The organism is Bradyrhizobium sp. UFLA03-84 (assembly GCF_002289535.1).
GTDB classification, from domain to species: domain Bacteria; phylum Pseudomonadota; class Alphaproteobacteria; order Rhizobiales; family Xanthobacteraceae; genus Bradyrhizobium; species Bradyrhizobium viridifuturi.
On sequence record NZ_NSJY01000013.1, the window covers coordinates 1,577,051 to 1,592,162 of the forward strand.

General features: G+C 64.7%; 14 protein-coding genes. 8 read left to right on the top strand and 6 right to left on the bottom strand.

The window, feature by feature from the left end; all coding sequences use genetic code 11:
• Positions 1–11: 11 nt before the first annotated feature.
• The 5 genes from CK489_RS21460 to hpaH all read right to left on the bottom strand — a co-directional run bounded on the left by CK489_RS21460 (position 12) and on the right by hpaH (position 4,869).
• Positions 12–884: a fumarylacetoacetate hydrolase family protein gene (locus CK489_RS21460; RefSeq protein WP_095733596.1), complete on the bottom strand. Its 873-nt coding sequence runs from the start codon at positions 882–884 to the stop codon at positions 12–14.
• A gap of 165 nt (positions 885–1,049) precedes the next feature.
• A complete protein-coding gene (gene hpaD / locus CK489_RS21465; protein WP_095733597.1) occupies positions 1,050–2,033 on the bottom strand; it encodes a 3,4-dihydroxyphenylacetate 2,3-dioxygenase in 984 nt (327 codons plus the stop codon).
• Positions 2,034–2,105: 72 nt separating this feature from the next.
• A complete protein-coding gene (gene hpaE / locus CK489_RS21470; RefSeq protein WP_095733598.1) occupies positions 2,106–3,650 on the bottom strand; it encodes a 5-carboxymethyl-2-hydroxymuconate semialdehyde dehydrogenase in 1,545 nt (514 codons plus the stop codon).
• Positions 3,643–4,041 (bottom strand): 5-carboxymethyl-2-hydroxymuconate Delta-isomerase, encoded by a 399-nt coding sequence (locus CK489_RS21475; protein ID WP_095733599.1) that lies wholly within the window; start codon positions 4,039–4,041, stop codon positions 3,643–3,645. The genes hpaE and CK489_RS21475 overlap by 8 nt, the downstream gene beginning before the upstream one ends.
• Positions 4,042–4,062: 21 nt before the next feature.
• Complete coding sequence (gene hpaH / locus CK489_RS21480) at positions 4,063–4,869, bottom strand: 2-oxo-hept-4-ene-1,7-dioate hydratase (RefSeq protein WP_095733600.1); 807 nt, start codon at positions 4,867–4,869, stop codon at positions 4,063–4,065.
• Between the two features lie 186 nt (positions 4,870–5,055).
• Here hpaH and hpaR point away from each other — a divergent pair, with 186 nt between their 5' ends.
• Positions 5,056–5,520 carry a homoprotocatechuate degradation operon regulator HpaR gene (hpaR, locus tag CK489_RS21485; RefSeq protein WP_162240471.1) on the top strand — a complete coding sequence of 155 codons (465 nt, stop codon included), beginning with the start codon at positions 5,056–5,058 and terminating at the stop codon, positions 5,518–5,520.
• Between the two features lie 19 nt (positions 5,521–5,539).
• On the opposite strand, the gene CK489_RS21490 is transcribed toward hpaR, so the two are convergent.
• On the bottom strand, positions 5,540–6,535 hold the full coding sequence (locus tag CK489_RS21490; RefSeq protein WP_095733601.1) for a GntR family transcriptional regulator: 996 nt from the start codon (positions 6,533–6,535) through the stop codon (positions 5,540–5,542).
• A gap of 287 nt (positions 6,536–6,822) precedes the next feature.
• Here CK489_RS21490 and CK489_RS21495 point away from each other — a divergent pair, with 287 nt between their 5' ends.
• From CK489_RS21495 to CK489_RS21525, 7 genes are all read left to right on the top strand, one after another.
• Entirely contained in the window at positions 6,823–7,968 is a 1,146-nt protein-coding gene (locus tag CK489_RS21495) for an ABC transporter substrate-binding protein (protein ID WP_095733602.1), read from the top strand.
• Positions 7,969–8,040: 72 nt separating this feature from the next.
• Positions 8,041–8,913: a branched-chain amino acid ABC transporter permease gene (locus CK489_RS21500; protein ID WP_050406735.1), complete on the top strand. Its 873-nt coding sequence runs from the start codon at positions 8,041–8,043 to the stop codon at positions 8,911–8,913.
• Positions 8,910–10,682, top strand: a complete 1,773-nt coding sequence (locus CK489_RS21505; protein ID WP_050626197.1) for a branched-chain amino acid ABC transporter ATP-binding protein/permease — start codon at positions 8,910–8,912, stop codon at positions 10,680–10,682. The genes CK489_RS21500 and CK489_RS21505 overlap by 4 nt, the downstream gene beginning before the upstream one ends.
• Positions 10,682–11,410, top strand: a complete 729-nt coding sequence (locus tag CK489_RS21510) for an ABC transporter ATP-binding protein (protein WP_021079917.1) — start codon at positions 10,682–10,684, stop codon at positions 11,408–11,410. Before CK489_RS21505 ends, CK489_RS21510 begins: the two co-directional genes overlap by 1 nt.
• A 36-nt stretch (positions 11,411–11,446) precedes the next feature.
• On the top strand, positions 11,447–12,532 hold the full coding sequence (locus tag CK489_RS21515; RefSeq protein WP_050626198.1) for a malate/lactate/ureidoglycolate dehydrogenase: 1,086 nt from the start codon (positions 11,447–11,449) through the stop codon (positions 12,530–12,532).
• 50 nt (positions 12,533–12,582) lie between these two features.
• Positions 12,583–13,359 (top strand): HpcH/HpaI aldolase family protein, encoded by a 777-nt coding sequence (locus CK489_RS21520; RefSeq protein ID WP_021079919.1) that lies wholly within the window; start codon positions 12,583–12,585, stop codon positions 13,357–13,359.
• Between the two features lie 97 nt (positions 13,360–13,456).
• Positions 13,457–14,980 carry a UxaA family hydrolase gene (locus CK489_RS21525; RefSeq protein WP_095733603.1) on the top strand — a complete coding sequence of 508 codons (1,524 nt, stop codon included), beginning with the start codon at positions 13,457–13,459 and terminating at the stop codon, positions 14,978–14,980.
• The last annotated feature ends 132 nt before the right edge of the window (positions 14,981–15,112 follow it).

Below are 15,112 nucleotides of genomic sequence, written 5' to 3' on the forward strand. Positions count from 1 at the left end.
GCTTGTTGAGTCTAGTTGGCTTCGTCGACGACGCCGTTACGCAGGATACCGACGCCCTCGGCCTCGACCTCGACGACATCGCCGGGCTTCAGATAGCGCGGCGGATCGAACCGCGCACCCGCGCCGGTCGGCGTCCCCGTGACGATGATGTCGCCGGGAACCAGCGTCGTGAAGGTCGAGATGTAGTTGATGAGGTAGCGGAAGCCGAAGATCAAGCGCGAGGTGCGGTCGTCCTGCCTGACTTCGCCGTTGACCTTGGTGGTCAGCCTGACATCGGCGATCTGCGCTTCACTGGTGTATGGCACGATCCACGGGCCGAGACTGCCGGTGGAATCGAAGTTCTTGCCCTGGGTGACGTTGAACTTGGCATGGCGCACCCAGTCGCGGATGGTGCCCTCGTTGCACAGCGTGATCGCGGCGATGTGATCGAGCGCAGCGCTTTCCGGAATGTGTCGGCCCGCCTTGCCGATCACCAGCACCAGCTCGCCTTCATAGTCGAGCTGCGGCGAGACCCGCGGCCGCACCACCGGCGTGTTGTGGCCGACGAAGGAGCGCGGCACCCGCAGGAACATGCTGGGGTATTTCGGCGCGTCCGAGCCGTCCTTGTACTCGGCGTTGCGGTCCGGGTAGTTGACGCCGATGCAGATGATCTTGTCCGGCGTTGGGATCGGCGGCTGCCAGGTGACCGCGTCGAGCGCGTGGTCGGGCGATCGCTTGGCGGCGTCCTCCACGAGCCCGCTCAGCGCGCCGGCGGCGATCGCCTCGCGCAGGGTCGGATAATCCTTCGCGAAACGCGACGAGAGGTCGACGATACCGGTGTCGGTGACGGCGCCATAGTGCGTGACGCTGTTGACGGAATAGGTGGCGAGGCGAGGGGGGGGCATGAGCAATCCAATTGGTGGTGTCGTCCCGGCCAAGCGAAGCGCGAGCCGGGACCCATAACCACAGGCTTCACATTATGGCACGCGGGGTGACGATCTTCGCAACAGCGCGGCCGGTGGTTATGGGTCCCTGCTTTCGCAGGGACGACAGGTGAACAGTATCTCGTATCAGTCCGCAACCAGCACGTCGGCGACGAAGCGCGGCTCGCGGACCGCCTGGCCTGCGAAGGTTGAGCCCTCCTCGAACCAGGAGCGCGGCGCCGGCGCGCCCCACAAGGTCTGACGGCGCGGATCGCGCAGCGACCAGCGCAGCGGCTCATGGTCGTGGTCGCCGGTGAAATAATCGCTGGTGTAGAGCTCGATGCGGTGGCCGTCGGGATCGCGGATGTAGAGGAAGAAGGCGTTGGAGATGCCGTGCCGGCCCGGGCCGCGCTCGATGTTCTTGAGGAAACCGGAGGAGGCCATCACGTCGCAGAGATGCACGATGTTCATCGCGGTCGGCACCCAATAGGCGATGTGGTGCAGGCGGGGACCTTTGCCATTGGTGATGGCGAAGTCGTGGACGTTGCCCTTGCGGTGCATCCAGGCGGCGGCGATGCGGCCGTTGTCGCCGTCCTCCTCGGCATATTCGGTGAGGCGGAAGCCGAGCCGCGCGTAGAAATCGACAGTGTCCTGCACCTCGGCGGCGAACACGTTGAAATGGTCGAGCCGCTGCGGATGGCAGCCCTTGTAGAGATCGTAACGCCGCAGCAGATGCGGACGCTTCTCCATCGTGGCGTAGAGCTCGATCTGGAAACCGAACGGATCGGTGAATTGCAGCGTGCGGCCCTGGAACGGCTGGTCGACGAAGGCGTAGCTGATGCCGTTCTCGGAGCAGAAAGCCGCGGCCTTGTCGAGATCGCCGTCATTGCCGACCTTGAAGCCGAGCCGGTTGCAGGCGGCCTTCGCCGCCTTGCGCAGCACCACCGAGTGATGCTGGTGCTCTTCGCTGGCGCGCAGATACACCGATTTGTCGTCGCGGTCCTCGATGTGAAGGCCGACCGTCTTCTCATAGAAGGCGGCGCTCTTGTCGAGATCCGTGACGTCGAGCACGGCATGGCTGCAGCGAATGATGTTGAACGGCGGATCGAAGACGTGGGTCGGAGCGGGCATCGGTGTTTCCTCAATTTGTGGTGCGTCATTCCGGGCTCGCCGCTAAGCGTCGCCCTGCAATGACTGTGCTGGTTAAGTTCCCAGTTTCTGGATCTTGTGCGTCCCGCGCGCGAGCGAGACGTGCTTGGTTTCCATGTAGAAGTCGAACGAGTAGTCGCCGCCGTCGCGGCCGATGCCGGACGACTTCATGCCGCCGAACGGGGTCGGCAGGTGACGGACGTTTTCCGAGTTGAGCCAGATCATGCCGGCTTCCAGCGCATCGGCAACGCGCAGCGCGCGGCCCATCTCGCCGGTCCAGACGTAGCCGGTCAGGCCGTATTGCACGCCGTTGGCGATCTCGATGGCGTCAGCCTCGTCCCTGAACGGGATCACGGTCAGGAACGGGCCGAACACCTCTTCCTGCGCGACGCGCATGGTTGCATTGGCGCCAGTGACCAGCGTCGGCTGCACATAGTGTCCACCGCCGGGGCCGTCATGCGGCTTGCCGCCGACCGCGATCGTCGCGCCGTCCTTCTTTGCGACGTCGAAATAGCTGCACACCTTGGCGAGGTGCCGTTCATGGATCAGCGGCCCGATCTCGGTCGCGGGATCGAGGGGATGGCCGACCTTGAGCGCCTTGACGCGCGCTGTCAGCTTCTCGATGAACTTGCCGGCAATGCTCTCCTGAACCAGCAGCCGGCTCGACGACGTGCAGCGCTCGCCGTTGAGCGAGTAGATCATGAACACGACGGCATCGAGCGCGCGGTCGAGATCGGCGTCGTCGAACACGATCACCGGGTTCTTGCCGCCGAGCTCGAAATGCACCCGCTTCAGGGTCGGCGCGCCCTGGGCCATGATGGCCGAGCCGGTCGAGCTCTCGCCGACGAAGCCGATCGCCTTGATGGCGGGGTGCTCGGTCAGCGCCTTGCCGGCCTCTTCGCCGAAACCATGCACGGTGTTGAGCACGCCGTCGGGAAGGCCGGCCTGCTTGGCGAGCTTGACCAGCATATCGGCGGTCACCGGCGACCATTCCGCCGGCTTGTGCACCACCGTGCAGCCGGCGGCCAGTGCAGGCGCGATCTTCCAGGTCGAGAGCATGAAGGGCGTGTTCCACGGCGTGATCACGCCGACCGGACCGATCGGCACGCGGGTCGAGATGTTCCAGTGCTCGTCCGAAGGCGTGTTGAGACCGTCGCGGGCTTCGCCGCATTTATCGGCGAAGAAGCGGAAATTCTCCGCCGCGCGGATCGCCGCCTTGGCCATGAAGCGGTGCGCCTGGCCGGTATCGATGCATTCGAGCACGGCGATGTCGTCGGCGCGCTCCTCGATCGCGTCCGCGACGCGATGCAGCAGCTTGCGGCGCTGCGCCGCCGGCATGTCGCGCCAGGCCTTGAAGGCTTTGGCCGCCGCGGTTGCCGCGCGGTCGATATCCTCCGCATTGCCGCGTGCGACCGTCGCCAGCACCGTGCCGTCAACGGGCGATTTCGTCTCGAAAGTCTGGCCGGAGGCCGCCGGCACGACCTTGCCGTCGATCACATTGCCGATGCCTTCTGCCTTCAACTTCGCGAGCAGGGGACCGGCGCGATCGCGATTGGCCTGGAATACGTCGGCTGATGATTTCGCTGTCGCTTTATCCATTGACCGTCTCCACCTTCAGTGCGTCGTGGATGTTGTTGCGTTTCCAGCTGGTTTCCTTGTCGTTGATCTGCATGTCGAACGACAGAGCGAACTTGCTGTTGGCGAATACCGGATCGAGATGGGCCGATAGCGCCTTGAAGATGTGCTCGCCGGCCTGCTTGCGGGTGGCGAGGTCGCGGCCTTCGCCGAGCCGCAGCACCATGTCGAGGAAGCCGTAATTCTTGCGGCCGTCGGCGATCGCGTAATGCTCGCATCTGACGGCGCGAACACGGATGCCGCCGAGCGGGAAGATGCCGGTCTCGACCGCGACCTTGCGGACCAGTTCGACGGTCGCGCCCATGTCGAGGAGGCCGTCGAGATTGGCGGAGTATTCAATCGTGAAATGCGGCATGCAGCGCTCCTGCTGATGGCGTCAGGCGAAGTAGCAGCTCACGGAACCGTAGGGTCCGTAATCGGCCTGGATGGTGTCGCCCTTGCGGGTCTCGATCGGGCGGATGAAGGAGCCCGCCAGCACGACCTGTCCGGCCTCCAGCGCCAGCCCGTTCGGCGCGATCTTGTTGGCGAGCCACGCCACCGCGGTCGCCGGATGATTCAACACGCCGGCGGCGAGACCGGTTTCCTCGAGCTGGCCGTTGCGGAAGCACAGCGCGCCGATCCAGCGCAGATCGGCCTCCAGCGGGCGGATCGGCCGGCCGCCGAGCACGATACCGGCATTGGCGGCGTTGTCGGCGATGGTATCGAAGATCTTGCGCGTCGCCTTGGTCTCGGGGTCGACGCGCTCGACCCTGGTATCCAGGATCTCCAGCGCCGGCACCACGAAGTCGGTGGCGTTGAGCACGTCGAACAGCGTGCAGTTCGGGCCCGCCAGGCGATGCTTCATCACGAAGGCGAGCTCGGCCTCGACGCGGGTTGCGATGAAGCGGTCGGTCGGCACCAGGCCGCCGTCGGCAAAGAACATGTCGTCGAGCAGGATGCCGGAATCCGGCTCGTCGATATTGAGCGCGCTCTGCATCGCCTTCGAGGTCAGACCGATCTTGTGGCCCTTGACGAGGCGGCCCTGCGCCACCTTCATCTCGACCCAGGCCTTCTGAATCGCGTAGGCGTCTTCGAGGGTGATGCTTGGGTATTCCAGCGAGAGCTGGCGGATCTGCTTGCGGGTCTTTTCCGCAGTGTCGAGCCGTTCGGCGGCAGCGCGGATATCGTCCTTGGAGAGGGCCATGCGTGATACACAGAAAGTGGATGTCGGGAGATGATTAACATGTTAAGTGATTTCCCGCAAACTGAATCAGTGCATGTTGCAGCGCAAAAGTTTGCGGCGGCGGATTAGGTCATGGCGCGCAAGAAATCGTCGGATGAGACAGGGGCGGGGCAGGCTGACGATGCGGCGTCGTCGCGGCGTGGCCCGATGCGCGAATTCTCGCGTTCGCTGCCGATGTCGCTGCTCCGTGCCCGCGAAGCGGTGATGCGGCAATTCCGCCCGTCGCTGCGCAACCACGGGCTGACCGAGCAGCAGTGGCGGATCCTGCGTGCGCTGACCGCGGTCGACGAGATCGAGGTCACCGAGCTCGCCCGCGTGGCGTTCCTGCTCGGCCCGAGCCTGTCGCGCATCCTGCGCGATCTCGAAGGGCGTGCGTTGATCGAGCGCAAGGCGGCGGAGAACGACGCGCGGCGTGCGGTGGTCTCGATCTCCGCCAAGGGGTTGAAGCTGATCGAGGCGGTAGCGCCGACGTCGGAGGCGATCTACGCCGAAATCACACGACGATATGGTGCGCGCAAGCTCGCCGAGTTGCACGAAATGCTGGGTGTGCTGGAGGCAAGTCTCGCCGGAATGGGCTCGGCCGATGACGCCGAGGTCGAAGCCGACGACTAGGCGCGACGCGGCGATGCCGTCAGGCCATGTAGGGCACGCGTGAGATCACGTTGATCGCGCGGAATTCGGCGATCCAGCCCGCGACCTTCGAGTGGGACCACTCGATATGGCGGCGCAAGATCTCGGCCGCCGCGTCGCCGTCGCGCGCGCGCAAGGCTTCGATGATCACCAGATGTTCGTCCATGAAGGAATCGATCTGCGGCGCGGTCAGTGCCACCTGAATGTGCTTGCCGATCACGAAGGCGCAGTGGGTGCGCTTGAGTGCTTCGATCATCTCGCGATTGACGCCGTAACCCAGGCAGCGGATATGAAGGTCGCCCTCGATCTCGTCGAGCTCGCCGACGCCGACGCGGCTGCGGAATTGAATTCCCTCGCGCAGCCGCTCCGCCATCCGGTCAAGCAGCGCGGTCGGAATCTTCGCCGTCGCGGATTTGAGCAGCAGCGGCTCGAGGGTTGCGCGCACCTCGAAGATGTCGCGCAGGCGATCCTCGTCCAGCGGCACCACGTACCAATGCGCCTTGGCGCCTTTCTCAAGGATTCCGATCGCCTGCGCGCGGAGCAGCAGATTGCGCGCCACGGTGCGTCCGACCCGGAAATGCCGCGCCAGTGCCAGCTCGCTGACGCGGAAGCGTCCGAACAGCGACCGGTAGATGATTTCGCGTTCGAGCTTGTAATAGAGCGCGTCCCAGGCATCGCTGCGCACCGCGTCGACAGGGCCGTCGGTCAGCCCAAACATCTCCGGTGTGATCGGGACGCGCCGTGGCTCGACCTTGCGCTTGCCGGCGATGACGCCGCGGCCGTCGAACCGGCGCACCAGCCCGACGTGCTCCAGCTGTTCGAAGGCCTGCCGCACCGGGGAGCGGCTCGAGCCGAACAAAGTCGCGATCGCCGACTCGGAGAGCACCGTGCCGGGAGGCACGTGACCGGCCCGGATGTGCTTTGCCAACGCGCTCTTGATCAGCGCGTAGGCCGGTTGCTTCCGTCTGGTCTGCGATTTCGCTCTTGGAATCGACATCGATGGCTGCCCGCCGTCACATTACCATGTGATCGCGTCATGTTGCAGGTAGCAGGCATTTACGCACCGTTACCAGCGAATTTTTGGCTATTGCGTGCAATGTGCAATCATGTTTAGCTGCGGCAAACGCCAGATTGATGGCCGCTGTTGCGCGTCTTTTGCACCGCAGTGGTGCCAATGTTTGTTCGCCGCGCCGCTCGATGGCTGCGGATTGGGCAGCAGATCGACGCGTCAGCTCGTCTCAACGCAGCCGACATGCAAGTTCGGCGCATGACAGGGAGGATTGAATGAAACTGACGAGGCGTGAGTTTTCCGCCGGCTTGGCGGCAGGTCTCGCTGCTCCTGCGCTGATGCGCAGCGCCTGGGCGCAGGGAGCAACCATCAAGATCGGGATGTGCGTGCCGGTGACCGGACCGGCAGCCGAGCAGGGGCTGTGGGCCCAGAATGGCGCCAAGTTGGCGCTTGCCGCGGTCAACAAGGCCGGCGGCGTGCTCGGCAAGCAGGTCGAGCTCGTCATCGAGGACGACCAGACCACCAATCCCGGCATCGTGCTGGCCTTCTCCAAGCTTGCCGCGCAATCCGACATCGTTGCCTTCCTCGGCTCGATCCGCTCGACCCAGGTGCAGGCGATGGCGCCCGACGTCATCAAGGTCGGCAAGCCCGTGATGATCGGCGGCACCAACCCCGATCTCACCCATTCCGGCAATCCCTGGCTGTTCCGTTTCCGCCCGAACGACAATTACTCCGGCCGCGTGATCGCCGACTTCGGCGTCACCACGCTTGGCAAGAAGAAGTGGGCGATCGTCCATTCCACCGACGCGTTCGGCACCGCGGGCGGCAAAGCGCTCACCGAGGCGCTGACCAAGCTCGGCGCGCCGCCGGTGCTTGACCAAGGCTATGCCAACCAGAGCCAGGACTTTACTCCGGTCGTGCTGGCCGTGAAGCAGTCCGGCGCCGACGTGCTCGGCACCTACTTCACCTTCGAGAATGATCTCGGCATCTTTGCCCGCCAGCTGCGCCAGCTCGGCGTCAACATCCCCTGGGTCGGTTCACCCTCGGTGGTGGCGGTGTCCTCGACCAAGCTCGCCGGCCCTGCGCTGTTCGGCACCTATGGTGTCGCAGATTTTGCCGAGGACTCCAGCGACACCGCGAAGGCGTTCGGCAAGGCTTATCGCGATGCCTACAAGACCGCGCCCGACAACCAGAGCGCCTGGCCGTACGACGCGATCACCATCCTGTCGGCGGCGATCAACAAGGCCGGCTCGACCGATCCGAACAAGATCCGCGACGCCATCCTGGCAACGCAGAAATTCGCCGGCGCCGAAGGCGAATATAATTTCGACAAGAACGGTGACGGTCTGCACGGCTATAACGTCGTGAAGAACGACAAGGGCAAGATCGTCTACGACAAGCACATCGACTTCAACGATTGATCGCGGTTCGGCCTCGCCGTCGTGCACGGCGAGGCCGATCTTCTGCGTCCACTGTTCTGATCGAGCGCTGTCATGGATCTGGTTCTCCAGCTACTCTTCACCGGAATCGGCATCGGCGCGGTCTACGCGCTGGTCGCGCTCGGTTTCGTGCTGATCTTCCGCGCCACCAATGTGGTGAACTTCGCGCAAGGCGAGTTCTCGATGGTGGCCGCCTATCTGATGGTGGTCTGCGTCGAGCTCGGCCTACCTTACTGGCTGTCCTTTGTGATCGCGCTTGCCGGCATGGCGCTGCTCGGCGTCATCTTCAATCTCGGCGTCTACTATCCGCTGCGCCACCGCACCTATCTGCCGGTCATCATCGCCACCATTGGCGCCTCGATCCTGCTGTCGAACTCGGTGCTCGCGATCTACGGTCCGCAGCCGCAGGTGCTGCAGGGCTGGTTCGACACGCCCGGCATCCAGCTCGGACCGGTCTATCTCGACAGCCAGTATCTTCTGATCATCGGCGTCACGATCCTGCTGGTGCTGTTTAATTTCTGGTTCTTTGAGAAGACGCTGCTCGGCAAGAAGCTGCAGGCGACCTCGCAGGACAAGGAGATGGCCTCGCTGCTCGGCATTTCCGTCTCCACCATGATCATGATCACCTTCATCTATTCGGCCGTGCTCGGCGGCCTCGCCGGCATCCTGGTGGCGCCGGTGCTGTTCGTCTCGATCCAGATGGGCTCGACGATCGCGCTGAAGGCGTTTGCCGCGACCATCATCGGCGGCTTCGGCGATGTCGCCGGCGCGATCGTCGGCGGTCTCGCGCTCGGTGTGATCGAAACCTTCGGTGCGGCCTACATCTCGGTGCCGTACAAGGACGGCTTTGCCTTCCTGGTGCTGATCGCCTTCCTGGTGTTCCGGCCGCAGGGCATCTTCGGCGAACGTGTCGCGGAGAAAGCATGAGCGCCAGCGACAACATGATTCCGGCGCCGGCCGTGCGCTCGAAACCGCTGATCATTCGCCATCTGCCGTATTTCATCGGCGCGGCCGTGCTGGTGGCGCTCGCCGCCGGCATGCAGTTCGACGGCTACATCCTCAACATCCTGCTGCAGGCCACGACCTTCTCGATCGCGGTGTTCGGGCTGTCGGTCGTGCTCGGCCTGTGCGGTCAGATCAATCTGGCGCAGGCCGCGTTCTTCGGCTTCGGGGCCTATGCCGTCGGCCTCGGGACCGCCGACCTGCATCTGAACTTCTGGCTCTGCCTGGTTGGCGGCTGCGCGATCACGCTGGTCGCCGGTGCGGTCCTGGGCATGTCGACGCTGCGGCTCGGCGGACACTACCTTGCCATGGTGACGATCTCGTTCCAGCAGATCGTGACGCTGGTGATGATCAACGCGATCTGGCTGACCCACGGGCCGGACGGCGTCGCCAACATCCGCCGGCCCGAGCTGTTCCAGTCCTCGCAAAGCTACCTGGCCTTCTGCGTCGCGATGCTCGCGATCGTCGGCTATCTGGTCTGGCATCTGCCTGACACCAAGCTCGGCCGAGCCATGCGCGCGGTGCGCGACAATGAGCTCGCGGCCGGCGTCAACGGCATCGACGTGTTCCGCACCAAGGTCTCCGCGTTCGGGCTGTGCGCGTTGCTCGGCGGCCTCGCGGGCGGCCTGTTCGCGGGCGGCTTCGCCTATGTCAGCCCCGACCAGTTCTCGTTTGCGGAGTCGATCCAGTTCCTGACCATGTCGCTGCTCGGCGGCGTGGCCTCGCCAATCGGCTCGGTGATCGGCACCGGCCTCCTGATCCTGATCCCGGAATGGCTGCGCTTCCTCAAGAGCGTGCCTGGCCTCTACCTTGCGATCTACGGCCTGTCGGTGATCCTGATCATCCGCTTCATGCCTGACGGCATCTGGGGCTTCGTGTCCGACGCGTTCACGCGGATGCGCGCGCACAGCAAGGCGCCGCCCGTTGCCGGAGCGCTGCAGCTCAAGCCCGCGACGTCAGGCGGCGACGTCGTGCTCGAGGTCACCGGACTCTCGAAGCATTTCGGCGGCCTCAAGGCGGTCGACGGCGTCGACATCGCGGTAAAGCGCGGCAGCGTGCACGCGCTGATCGGCCCTAACGGCTCCGGCAAGACCACGACGCTGAACGTGCTGTCCGGTCTCTACAAGGCGACGTCGGGCAAGATCGTGCTCGACGGCACCGACATCACCAACATGGCGCCACATCAGCGCACGGCCGCGGGTCTCGGACGCACCTTCCAGAACATCCGCCTGTTCCGCTCGATGACGGCGCTCGAAAACGTCGAGATCGGCGCCGAGCGGCCGGGCAACACCATGATCGGGAAGGGCGACGACGCGCTGACCGAACGGGCGATGGAGGCGTTGACCTTCGTCGGCCTCGGCAGCCGCGCCAATGAGCTGATCTCGAGCTTCTCCTACGGCCACCAGCGCCTGATCGAGATCGCGCGGGCGCTGGCGTCGAACCCGACTTTGCTGCTGCTCGACGAGCCGGCTGCCGGCCTCAATTCGACCGAGAAGCTCGAGCTGCATGAATTGCTCAAGCGCATCGCGGCGCAAGGCCTCACCATCCTGATCATCGATCATGACATGACGCTGGTCTCGGAAGCCGCCCAGCACATCACCGTGCTGAACTTCGGACGCCGCATCGCGGATGGCGAGTCGATGGCGGTGCTGCGCCATCCCGACGTCGTCTCCGCCTATCTCGGGAGCGAATGATGCCGCTGCTCGAAATCCGCAATCTCGTGGTCCGCTACGGCGAGATCGAGGCGCTGCGCGGCGTCACCATCGCCGTGGAGCAGGGGCAGGTGGTCACGCTGCTCGGTGCCAACGGTGCCGGCAAGTCAACCACGCTGCGCGCGATCTCCGGCCTTGCCAAGCCCGCCTCCGGCGACATCCTGTTTGACGGTCACTCGATCGCCGGCCTCGGGCCGGAAGCGATCGTGCGGCTCGGCATCTCGCATGTGCCGGAAGGCCGCCGCGTGTTCCCGGGCCTCACCGTGAAAGAGAACATCATGCTCGGCGCCTCGAACCGGAAGGTTTCGGCGTCGCAGATCTCGCGCGAGGCCGACGCGATGTTCGATCTGTTCCCGGATATTCGCGCGTTCTCCAACGCGCTGGGCTGGACGCTGTCCGGCGGCCAATTGCAGATGGTCGCGGTGGCGCGGGGCCTGATGGCCAAGCCGCGGCTGCTACTGCTCGACGAACCGTCGCTCGGGCTGGCGCCCGTGATCGTGCAGGCGGTGTTCCGCATCATCTCGCAGATCAGGAAGGACACCACGGTCTTGCTCGTCGAGCAAAATGCGCGCATGGGACTTTCGGTCGCCGATCACGGTTTTGTTCTCGAAACCGGGCGTATCGTGCTCGGCGGCAAGCCCGACGAATTGTGGGGCAATGAAGCCATCGCGGCGGCCTATCTCGGCGGCCACGCCAAGACCCACGCCTGACAACGTCCCGTGCTTTACTGAGCGAGCAGGATTTCCATGGTCACCATCAAGGTCGATAATCTCATCAACTTCGTGTCCGAGGTGTTTTCGCATTCGGAATCCTCTCCGGAAGAGGCGAAGCGCATCGCGACCTATCTGACGACGGCGAACCTCACCGGGCATGACAGCCACGGCGTGATCCGCGTGCCCGTGTATGTCAGGTGGAAGAAGATGGGCTCGATCGTGCCGAACCAGACCCCCGAAGTGGTGGTCGACACGCCGTCGCTCGCTGTTGTCGACGGCAAGTTCGGCTATGGCCAGACCGTCACGCCGGTTGCGGTCAGGCTCGGCATCGAGAAGTGCAAGAAGGCGGGGCTTGCGGCGGTCGCGCTGCGCAACTCCGGCCACCTCGGCCGCGTCGGCGACTGGGCCGAGATGGCTGCCGCCGAGGGACTTGTTTCAATTCATTTCGTCACCGCGGCGGGCTCGCTGCTGGTCGCGCCCTATGGCGGCGTCGAGAAGCGGCTGTCGACCGCGCCCTATTGCGTCGGCATTCCGCGCCAGGGCCAGGACCCGATCGTGCTGGATTTCGCGACCTCGGTCGTCGCCGAGGGCAAGTGTCTGGTGGCGAGCCGCGGCGGCAAGAAGCTGCCGATCGGCGCGCTGGTCGATGCCGACGGCACGCTGAGCGAGGATCCGCACGTTCTGTATGGTCCGTATACGCCGGATGGGCCGCGCGACCACACCAAGGGAACCGGCGCGATCCGCGCCTTCGGCGACCACAAGGGCTCGGGCCTCGCCTTCATCTGCGAGCTGCTCGGCGGTGCGCTGACCGGCACCGGCGCGACGTCGTCGGACCGCCGTTTCGCCAACGGCATGATGGCGTTCTACATCGATCCCAAGGTGATCGACACCAGCAACTTCTTCGACGGCGAAATCACCCGCTACACCGACTTCATCCGCGCCACCAAGCCGATCGCGGGCACGGATTCCGTGCTGGTTCCGGGCGATCCTGAGCGCAAGACCCGCGCCGATCGCACCAAGAACGGCATCCCCTTGCCTGACGACACCTGGGCGGCGATAGTGAATACCGCGCGCGAAGTCGGCGTCAGCGAAGTCTCGATCCAGCGGGCGACCAGCTGAGGTCCGCTTCCCAAGAAAACCTCCGAGAACCACAAAAGGAAACGCAATCAATGGCAAACAAGGTCAAGCAGGTCTGGGCATCGGGCAAGGCGGTGGTCAACGCGTGGCTCGCGATCCCCTCCGGGTTTTCGGCCGAAGTGATCGCGCAATGCGGCTTCGACAGCGTCACCGTCGACATGCAGCACGGCGTGCAGGATTATCAGTCGATGGTGCAATGCTTCCAGGCGATGCATGCCCATCCGGTGACGCCGATGGTCCGCGTGCCCTGGAATGAGCCCGGCATCATCGGCAAGGTGCTGGACGGCGGCGCCTATGGCGTGATCTGCCCGATGGTCAACACGCCGCAGGAAGCCAAGAACCTCGTCTCCTATGCGAAGTATCCGCCGAAGGGCGTGCGCTCCAACGGTCCGATCCGCGCCGGCATGTACGGCTCGGCCGGCACCTATCAGCAGACCGCCAACGACGAGATCGTGCTGCTGCCGATGATGGAGACCAAGACCGCGGTCGAGAACATGGAAGCGATCCTCGATGTCGAAGGCATCGACGGCGTCTATATCGGTCCGTCCGATCTCGGCTTCTCCTACGGTCTGGTGCCGAAGCTCGATCGCGACGAGCCGGAGATCCTCAAGATCTACGAGAAGATCATCAAGGAGTGCGGCAAGCGCGGCCTCAACCCGGGCATCCACTGCTCGGGTGCCGAGGGCGCGGTGCGCGCGATCAACATGGGCTTCAAGCTCGTGACGCTGTCGAACGAAGTCGGCCTGATGCAGGTCTACGCCAAGATGCAGGTCAACGCGACCCGCGAGAAGTCCGGCGGCAAGGCGTAGTCATCTTCGCGGATGGCGAACAGGGAGTAGCGAATGACGCTACTCCCAATTCTATTCGCTACTCGCCATTCGCTATTCGCTCCAAAGGAGAACTCCCATGGCCTCGGCACAAGTGATCCGCCTGCACGCCGACGACAGCGTTTTGATCGCGCGCGCGAGCCTGCCGCCGGGGCTTGAGGTGACCGAGGGCGTCACCACGGTCGACCGCATTCCGGCCGGCCACAAGGTTGCGATCAAGCCGATCGCGATGGGCGAACCGATCCGGCGTTACGGTCAGATCATCGGCTTTGCGACCCAGCCGATCGCGCCCGGCCAGCATGTGCACACGCAGAACTGCGGCATGGGCGATTTCGCGAAGGACTATGCCTATGGCGTCGACGTCAAGCCGGTGCCGAATTTCGATCTGCCGGCGACCTTCGAGGGCATCCGCCGCGCCGACGGCCGCGTCGCGACGCGCAACTATATCGGCATCCTCACCTCGGTGAATTGCAGCGCCCACGTCGCCGGCATCGTCGCCGACATGTTCAAGAAGAATCCGTTCACCGGCGACAATCCGCTCGCCGACTACCCGAATGTCGACGGCGTCGTCGCGCTGACCCACAAGACCGGCTGCGGCATGACCCAGGACGAGCCCTTGGCGCTGCTTCGCCGCACGCTCGGCGGCTATGCGCGCCACGTCAATTTCTCCAACGTCATCGTGCTCGGCCTCGGCTGCGAGGTGAACCAGATCGGCGGCCTGATGCAGGAGCAGAAGCTCGCCGGCCGCCTGCGCGCGATGGACATCCAGGAGGTCGGCGGCACCCGCAAGACCGTGGAAGCCGGAGTTGCCTTCGTGAAGGAGGCGCTCACTGATGCCAACAAGGTCAAGCGCGAGGCGGTGCCGGCGAGCGAGCTCACCGTGGCGCTGCAATGCGGCGGCTCGGATGGATACTCCGGCGTGTCGGCCAACCCCGCGCTGGGCGCGGCGAGCGATCTCTTGGTGCGCCACGGCGGCACGGTGATCCTGTCGGAGACGCCCGAAACCTATGGCGCCGAGCATTTGTTGACGCGTCGCGCCGTCAGCCGCGAGGTCGGCGAGAAATTGGTCGGCCTGATGCGCTGGTGGGAGGAATACACCCAGCGCGAGGGCGCCGAGATGAACGCCAATCCGAGCCCCGGCAACAAGGCGGGCGGTCTCACGACGATCCTTGAGAAGTCGCTCGGTGCGATGGCCAAGGCCGGCAGCACCAACCTGGTCGACGTGCTGCATTACGCCGAGCCCGTCACCAAGAAGGGCTTCGTGTTCATGGACACGCCCGGCTACGACCCGGTCGCTGCGACTGGGCAGGTCGCCGGCGGCGCCAACCTGGTCTGCTTCACCACCGGCCGCGGCAGCGTGTTCGGCTGCAAGCCCGCGCCGTCGATCAAGCTCGCCACCAACACGCCGATGTACAAGCGGATGCAGGACGACATGGACGTCAATTGCGGCACCATCCTCGACGGCGAGGAGAGCGTGCAGGAATGCGGCCAGCGCATCTTCGACCTCATCCTCAAGACCGCCTCGGGCCAGCCGACCAAGAGCGAGAGCTTTGATTTCGGCGGCGCCGAGTTCGCGCCGTGGGTGCTTGGCGCGACGATGTAGCGCTTGGGAGCTGCAATACAGGCCGCATTCTCGCTGTCGTCCCGGCGAAGGCCGGTGCCCATACCGCGTGATCTATCGTTTCAGGGCGGTGGCAGACACCTTCCGCATCGCCACGGTCGGTGGTTATGGGTC